This window comes from Roseateles sp. (genome assembly GCF_052436255.1).
Classification (GTDB): Bacteria; Pseudomonadota; Gammaproteobacteria; order Burkholderiales; family Burkholderiaceae_C; genus Pelomonas.
Map to the genome: position 1 here is coordinate 1 of NZ_JBQVNP010000189.1, position 7939 is coordinate 7939.

4 protein-coding genes are annotated in these 7939 nt (G+C 67.8%); all 4 read right to left on the bottom strand.

The annotated features are described in order from the left end of the window. Positions 1–134 precede the first annotated feature (134 nt). Positions 135–1790 (bottom strand): MFS transporter, encoded by a 1656-nt coding sequence (locus ACT6S0_RS24930; RefSeq protein ID WP_444766447.1) that lies wholly within the window; start codon positions 1788–1790, stop codon positions 135–137. A gap of 630 nt (positions 1791–2420) precedes the next feature. After that, positions 2421–3584 carry a beta-galactosidase BglB gene (gene bglB / locus ACT6S0_RS24935; protein WP_444766448.1) on the bottom strand — a complete coding sequence of 388 codons (1164 nt, stop codon included), beginning with the start codon at positions 3582–3584 and terminating at the stop codon, positions 2421–2423. Positions 3585–3601: 17 nt separating this feature from the next. Continuing rightward, on the bottom strand, positions 3602–6013 hold the full coding sequence (locus ACT6S0_RS24940; RefSeq protein WP_444766449.1) for a glycoside hydrolase family 2 TIM barrel-domain containing protein: 2412 nt from the start codon (positions 6011–6013) through the stop codon (positions 3602–3604). Next, positions 6010–7939: beta galactosidase jelly roll domain-containing protein (locus ACT6S0_RS24945; protein WP_444766450.1), on the bottom strand; the 1930-nt coding region annotated here is incomplete at its 5' end. The genes ACT6S0_RS24945 and ACT6S0_RS24940, both read right to left, overlap by 4 nt.

The window sequence follows — 7939 nt, forward strand, 5'->3', positions numbered from 1 at the left end:
GCGCAGCGCGAGCAGGTCGCCCGCCACCGCAGCGGCCGGCGCGGGTGAGGGTGCGGCACCGGCGGCCGTCGCCAGGGCCGTGAGGCCCAGCGGCAGCGACGCCGTCTTGAAGAAGTGGCGGCGGCTGAAGTCGGTCATGGGCGCGTTTGCAGGGGTTGCAGCGTGGAGTCGGCCACGTGGCCGCTGCCGCGGCCCCACAGCTTGTCGTAGGGCCAGCCGGTCAGGTCCTCGACGATCCGGCGGTTCTCGTCGCTCTCGGCCTCGGTGGCGCCATTGCGCAGGCGCTCGACCTCGTGCACCAGCACCGCGTGCGTCTTCGCGTTCAGGCGGAACGACCAGGACGCGATGGCGCCCAGCACCAGCATCAGCAGCGGCCCGCCGACCATCAGCAAGGTGACGGTCTGCACGGCCTCGGCGCTTTGCACCACGACTTCGCCCGGCTTGGTCTTGATGTAGCCGCCCCAGTCGATGATCCAGCCGCTGGCCATGATGGCTGCGCTCTGCGCGAGCTTGCGAACCAGCGTCATCACACCGGCGAAGATGCCCTCGCGGCGCTGGCCGGTGACGGCCTCGTCGACGTCGGGCAGGTAGTTGTAGACCGACCAGGGCACGAAGTTCAGCGTGCCGCGGCCCAGGCCCGCCAGCACGATGGGGATGAAGAGCCAGAACACGAGGCTGAGGGAGAACTCGGGGCGCGTCGGGTCCAGCGAGGCGAAGACGCTGGTGCCCAGTGCCTTGAAGCCCGCATCGAAGCCGTCGGGCCGCACCATGTAGAACACCAGGTACAGAAGCAGCGCGGCGCCGAACAGCGAGGCGGCCAGCCGGTAGGCCAGCACGGGCCCGGTGCGGATGACGATCTGGATGGCCACCATGACCGAGACCAGCTGGGCCACGTACATGACCGTCATCAGCTGCGAGATGACGAGCGTGGCACCCATCAACACGGTGGCCACGAAGAAGGCGAAGGCGCTGTTGAAGATGTCCTGCGACAGGTAGCCGCCCAGGTAGATGGACAGGTGCTGGCGGAAGGCGCGGATCTTCAGCGTGGAGAACAGGTCGCGGAACATCTTCAGCGGGATACCCCACAGGATGAAGAACTTCACCCCGCCGAAGGTCTGCGACATGACGGCCTGTTCGCGCGTGCCGTACGGCCGCTCCCAACTCGTCAGCACGACGATGGTGACGACGACGGAGAAGATGACCCCGAAGATGGCCGCCATCCAGAAGAAGGTGTCGGGCGAGTCCTTGCCGCCGAACTGGGTGATCAGCAGCGTGGGCAGGTAGGACGCCAGGATGGCCGAGCTTTGCGCCACGATCATGCGGGCGCCGGCAAACTTGGCCTTCTCCTTGTAGTCCTTGGTCATCTCGGCTGCCAGCGTTTCCCAGGGGATGAGAAACATCGTGTAGAGCAGCTCGAAGAAGATGAAGACGAGCAGGTAGTAATAGAAGGTGTGGCCGGTGCGGAAGATCAGCGCGAAGCTGGGCAGCAGCGGGATGGTGATGAGCAGGAAGATCTTGCGCCGGCCGATCTTGCGGCCCACCCAGGTGTGGCGCAGGTTGTCCGACACATAGCCGATGAGCGGGCAGGTGATGGCCTCGATCAGCCGCGGCAGGCCCAGCACCAGGCCGGCCTCGGCGGCACTGAGGCCGCAGAAGGTCGTGAAGAAATAGAACAGCCAGCCGGTGATGACCGCCTGGGCGCCGGCGCCGAGCATGTCGCCACTGCCCCAGCCCCAGTAGTTGATCCAGGTGGGTTGTCTTGCGGCGGGGTGGAGGTTTTTGGTGATCATGTGCTTGGCGCTTGGAACGCTTGTCTCTGCTGCTTTGGCTTAATGCGTGAGGCCCATGCCGGGTCGTCGCCCCGGCGGGCGACCTTCTTTTTTTGCGACCAAAAAGAAGGCAAAAAGTCGCCCCCGAACCGCCCGGCCCTTAGCTTCGCAGCGGGCTGCCCTGTGGTGCTCGGTCGTCGAGGCCTCGCGCAAAACTCGCTTCGCTACGCTGCGCTCAGACAGTTGCGCGAAGTCAGTTCTTGAAGCGTGCTGCGCACGCGGCCTCAACGCCCTGCGCTCCTCGGCGGGCTCAGAGGGGGGGTGAATGAACAGCCGGCAACAGCCGGCTTCCGGGTTTGGCTGTTGGCTGTTGGGGTCCGGGGCCTCCCCCTCTAAACCGCCGAGAAGCGCAGAAGCCCGGGGCGTGCGCGCAGCGCACTTCAAGAACTGACTCGCGACGCTTGTCTGAACGGAGCGTAGCGAAGTGAGTTCGGCGCGGCCCCGGGTTTCGAGCATCGCAGGGGAGCCCGCAGGGCCGGTTTTGCGGGGGAGAGCTTTTTGCCTACTTTTTGGCGGCGCAAAAAGTAGGTCGGCCGCCGGGCCGAAATCCCGGCTGGGCCTTGCCACAAACCCAAAGCACCGCATCACGGCTCAGATGAACCGAACCAGCAGTTCGCCCATCGCCAACAACGCCATCGCCTGCCCGAACGGCATCGACGTCAACGGGATGTCCTTGTATTCCTGCAGCGTGTTGAACACCGGCGTGCCGAAGCTCACCTGCGTCAGCTCGCCTGCGTCGTTGATGTGCTTGCGCACCGCCAGCGCGGCCTTCACACCAAACGCTTCGTAGTCGCGCGAGATGTAGCCCTTGCGCACCGCCTTCAGGATGCCGTAGGCGAAGCCGGCCGAAGCCGCCGCCTCGTCGTAGGACGTCGGATCGTCCAGCAGCGTCGGCCACAGACCCGAAGGCGACTGGAATTGCGCCAAGGCCTTGACCTGCGCCTCCAGCGTGGAGATCAGGTGCTGGCGGAAGGCATCGCCCTCGGGCAGGTTCAGCAGCTCAAGGAACTCGGGGATGACGATGGTGACCCACGAGTTGCCCCGCGCCCACAGCGCATTGGCGAAGTTGTGCCGTCCGTCGAAGGTCCAGCCGTGGAACCACAGCCCCGTCTTGCGGTCGGCCAGGTACTTGATGTGCACGAGGAACTGGCGCTTGGCCTCTTCCACGTAGTGCGGGCGGTTCAACAGCAGCCCGAACTTGGCCAGCGGCAGCACGGACATCATCAACGTGTCGTCCCACAGCTGCTGGTGGTTCACGCTGTTGTAGACGATGTGCTGGAAGCCGCCTTCCTCGGTGCGCGGCAGGTCGTGGTAGACCCACTCGGCCCAGCGGTCGATATAGGGCAGATAGCGGCGGTCGCCGGTGCGGTCGAACAGGTAGGCCAGCGTCAGGAAGGGCGCCACCGTGTTGATGTTGCGGCTGGGCATGCCTTCGGCAAAGCGCGCCTCGAACCAGCTCGTCATGATGTCCCAGGCCTTGGGGTCGCCCGTCAGCTCCCAGACCTTGTAGACGCCGTACAGGCCCACGCCGTGCGTCCACTCGAAGCCGTTCCAGCCCTTGGTGTCCAGCACGCGGCCGTCGTCCAGGCGCAAAAGGAACTTGCCGTCCTTGTCCTCGATGTTGATCAGGTTGTGAATCAGGCGGTCGATGGCACCACGGATGTCGTCGCGGTCCGCGCCGAGGTGGGCCGTGTGGTGGGCCAGCAGCGGGTGGATCTTGGAGGAGTCGACGGGCTTGAGGGTCTGGTTGGACATGGTGTTTCTCGTCTCATTCAAAGCGGCAACTCGGCCGCGGCGAGGCCGGGCGCGCTGACGCGCAGGCGCGCGGGCATGGCGTTGTCGGTGCGGCGCAGCACGGCCAGGCCGCGGCCCTCGTGGACGGCATGCTCGGCATCCTTCGGATCATCCACGTCGGCCAGGTTGCCGTTGCCGATGCCGAGAATCTCGGCGGCCCCCAGCGGCTCGAAGCGCAGCTTCTGCGCGGCATCGGGCACGCGGCGGCCCTGGGCGTCGACGACGAAGAAGGCGACCTGCTCAACGCCGTCCTTGCCCGTGGCCACGCGCTTGAGCTCGACGCGTGCCGCCGCGCCGGCCGTCTCCAGCTTGAACTCGGCCACGGGCTTGCCATCCTTCAGGCCGACGGCCTTCAGCTCGCCGGCTTCAAACGGCAGCGTCCAGCTCAGGATGCCCTCGACGGCATCGGCCGCCTTCTGCGTGCCGACCAGCCTGCCGTTCAGCCACAACTGCACCTCGGTCGTGTTGGCATAGGCGGAGACGACGATGGATTCACCGGCAGGCCAGTTCCAGTGCTCGGCGACCTTGGCGCGCTTTTGCTGGTCCAGCAGCGGCGTGCCCTGGCCGGATTGCGATGCGTGCAAAGTGGCCGAGGCGGTGGCGGCCGCGAGGTAGACGACCGGTTTGTCGCTCCACAGGCTGGCGCGGAAGGCGCCGCGCGGTTTCATGAAGCCGGCCAGGTCGAAGAGGCCGAAGTCCGCCGCGCGCAGCGGCCAGCGGCCCGCCTCGCCGAGGTAGTCGAAGCCGGTCCACAGGAACTGGGCGCTGATGTAGGGCGTGTCGCGCACGATGGCCCAGGCGCGGTAGTCGTGGCGGTTCTCGCTGCCGTAGATGACGCGCTTCGGGAACTTGGCGTGGTCGGCCGCGTAGCGGGCTTCCTGGTAGTTGTAGCCGGCCACGTCGAACAGCTCGCCGAAGCCGACCGCGTCGCTCATCTCGACGGACGCCATGGCTGCCGTGACTGGCCGCGTCGGGTCCATGCGGCGCACCGCATCCACCAGCGGCTTGCCCCAGCGCACCAGGTCGCTGGCCGGCGGCGCGGCGGGGCGGTATCTGGCGCCCAGCACCGGATGCGAGAACGGGTCGTTGGGGTAGTCGACCTCGTTGCCGACGCTCCACATGATGATGCTGGGGTGGTTGCGGTCGCGCCTGACCATGTCTTCCACGTCGCGCACGCCCCATTCGGCAAACATCTCGCCATAGCCCTGGCGGCCGGGCACGCCGACGTTCCAGCCCTCTATCCACTTGTTCTTGGTCGGCGTGAACTCGTCGAAGGCCTCGGCCTGCACGAGCAGGCCCATGCGGTCGGCCAGGTCCAGCAGCTCGGGCGCGGGCGGGTTGTGGCTGGTGCGGATGGCGTTGACGCCGATGTCCTTCAGCTGCTGCAGCCGGCGCTCCAGCACCGAGACCGGCACGGCCGCGCCCAGGCTGCCGGCGTCGTGGTGCAGGCACACGCCCTTGAGCTTCACGGACCGGTCGTTCAGCGTGAAACCGGTGCTGGCGTCGAAGCGGAAGCTGCGGATGCCGAATGGCGTCGTCGTCTGGTCGACGAGCTGGCCTTGCACGAGGACGGTCTGGCGCAGCGTGTAGAGGGCGGGGGTTTCCAGCGACCAGCGCTGCGGCTTGTTGACCGCCAAGGTCTGGGCCAGCGCGCGGCGCTCGCCGGCGGCGAGCCGGGCCTGCGACTCGCGGGTCGCGACGACGCGGCCGTCCGGCGCGAGCAGCTCGGCGCGCAAGGTGAGCTGGCGCGCGGTCGTCGCGGCATTGATCAGCTCGGCCTGCGCCTTCACCTCGGCCTTGGCGGCGCTGACCTGGGGCGTCGTCACATAGGTGCCCCAGGGCGCGATGTGCAGCGCGTCGGTGAAGCTCAACCGCGCGTCGCGGTAGATGCCGGAGCCGGTGAAGTAGCGCGAGTCCATCTGCCGCGAATGGTCCACGCGCACGGCCAGCACATTGGGGCTGCCGTCGAACTTAAGGTAGGGCGTCAGCTCGAACTGGAAGCTGCTGTAGCCGAAGGGGCGGCCGCCGACGTACTGGCCATTGATCCAGACCTGGGCGCGTTCGTAGACGCCGTCGAAGCTGATGCGCGCGACGCGGCCCTTTTGCTCGGCGCCGACCGCGAAGCTGCGGCGATACCAGGCGATGCCGCCGGCCGCGTAGCCGTTGCCGCTGCCCAGGTCGGCGCGCAAGGGCTCGTCCATGCTCCAGTCGTGAGGCACCCGCACGGCGCGCCAGCCGCTGTCGTCGAAGGCCGGCTGCATCGCCGCGCCGGGGTCGGTCTTGCTGAATCGCCAGCCGCTGTCGAGCCGCTGCTCCTGGCGCTGGGCGAGGGCCGCGCTGGCGAGCAGGGCGGCCGTGATCAGGATGGGCAGGGGGAGGAGCTTGTTCATCGCTGCAGATTGCGGGGTTGGGGCACGGCTTGCAGCGGCACGCCGCCGCGCGCCACGGCCAGGGGCACCAGGCGCACGGCTTCCAGCGCATTGGCGGTCTGGCCATCGGTGGTCACGGCCAGGGTCAGCGTGTTCTCGCCGTTCGGGTTCAGGATGCCCGGCGGCAGCACGAAGACGCGCTGCGGGCCGATGTGGGCGATGAACTGGCCCATGTTCCAGCCGTTGACGAAGATCAGCGCGCGGTTCTCGACCTCGGAGCGAGGTTGGCTGGTGTCGCCAAAGGCCAGGCCCAGCTGCACGTCATGGCCTGGCGGCATGTCCAGCTTGAAGCTCGTGCGCAGCCAGTAGGTACCGGGTGCGGGCGGGGCTGCAGTGGGCGAGGTGGCGTCCCATCCTGGCTGTGGCTTGGCCGGGTCGACCGGCAGGTGCCAGCCCATGCGCTCGCCATGCAGGCCGCCGTTGTTCATCGGCCCGCGCACCAGGTCGGCAATGTCTTCGCCGCCCTTGTTGCCCTGGATCTTCCAGGCGATGGGCGTGCCGAAGCGCTGGCCGCCCTTGGGCGTGATGGAGGCGGAGATCAGGCCGCGCGCCTCCTTGTGCACGTCATCGGCGAACAGGTCCCAGTTGTGCGAGTTGTTGCGCACGACCACGGCGATGACGTGCTCGCCGGGCGGCAGGTCTCTGAGCAGGTGGCGGAAGGTGTCGGTGGTTTCTGGGAAGGGCCGGCCGGTGTCGTGTTCCTGCTGGCCGATGAATCTGCCATCCACCCAGACCTGGATCATGCCCGCGCCGCCGCCGCCGAAGAACAGCTCCAGCTGCAGCGGCTTGGTGTCGGTGGTGGTGAAGCGGCCGCGATACCAGACGTCGCCATGGTGGAAGCCGTAGTCGCTCATCGCCAGCACCGGCTGGCCCTTGTCGGACGCGGTGTAGACGTTGGCGGCCGAGACGGGCGCGTCGGTCCTGCGCCAGGCGCTGTCGTCGAACGTCGGGTCGGCTTCGAGCGAGTCGAAGCGGCGTGTCCAGGCCTGCTGCATCAGCGCCGGCAACTTGACCGCATCGGGGCCGGCCAGCGTGGCGCGGGCGACCAGGCTCAGGTCCTGAGCGCCGGCGGCCACGGCCTGGCCGTTGAAGCTCAGGCCGCTGATCCCGTCCGGCACCCAGGCGCGCAAGCCGCTGGTCTGCGTTGTGTCGCCGGTCAGCTGCAGCGTCTTGCCGCTCAGGGCGGCCGTGCGCACCAGCGCCGCGCTGCGCACCAGCACGGTCTGGTTGCCGGCCTTCAGGCGCCAGAACTCCCAGCCGGTCTTCTCGTCGGCCAGCAGCAACAACAAAGGCGCGCGGCCACCGCCGCTGATCAGCACTTCGATGAGGCCGGTGTGGGCGTAGTTCAGCCGCAGGTCGCCGCGGTTGGCGTCCCAGTTCACCTGGGCCTGGCCGCGCAGGAACTTGACGGTCGGCTTGGCCGAATAGCGCAGCACCGTCTCGCCGTCGTCGCCGTCGCGACCGTACAGCAGCGCCACGTCGCGTGGGCCCTGCTGCAGGTGGGTCTGGATCTCGGACGTCGAATAGACCAGGTGCTGGCGCTCCATCGCGTAGGAGGCCAGCAGCATCTTGGCGTCCTGGCCCGTCAGCGTCAGCTTGCCGGCCTGCGGGATGGCGTAGCTGCCGTCGCGAGTCTGCAGCTTGAAGCCGAAGGCGGCCGTGCCCGACAGGTGGTTGTGCTGGGCCAGCAGTACATGGCTGCCCAGCGCCTTGTTGACGTTGTGATAGAGCCTGACCCTGGCGTTGCCAGGGTCGAGCACCTCGCCCTTGTCCTGCGCCGCCAGTACTGGCGTGGCGGCCTGCACGAAGCTGCCCATCTGCTTGAGCACCATGGCCTTGTCGCGCATGACGCGCGACTCGTTGATGGGCGCGCCGTAGTCGTAGCTG

Coding starts and splice junctions, on each gene's coding strand:
- ACT6S0_RS24930 (WP_444766447.1), bottom strand. CDS start 1,790: ATGATCACCAAAAACCTCCACCCCGCCGCAAGACAACCCACCTGGATC.
- bglB (WP_444766448.1), bottom strand. CDS start 3,584: ATGTCCAACCAGACCCTCAAGCCCGTCGACTCCTCCAAGATCCACCCG.
- ACT6S0_RS24940 (WP_444766449.1), bottom strand. CDS start 6,013: ATGAACAAGCTCCTCCCCCTGCCCATCCTGATCACGGCCGCCCTGCTC.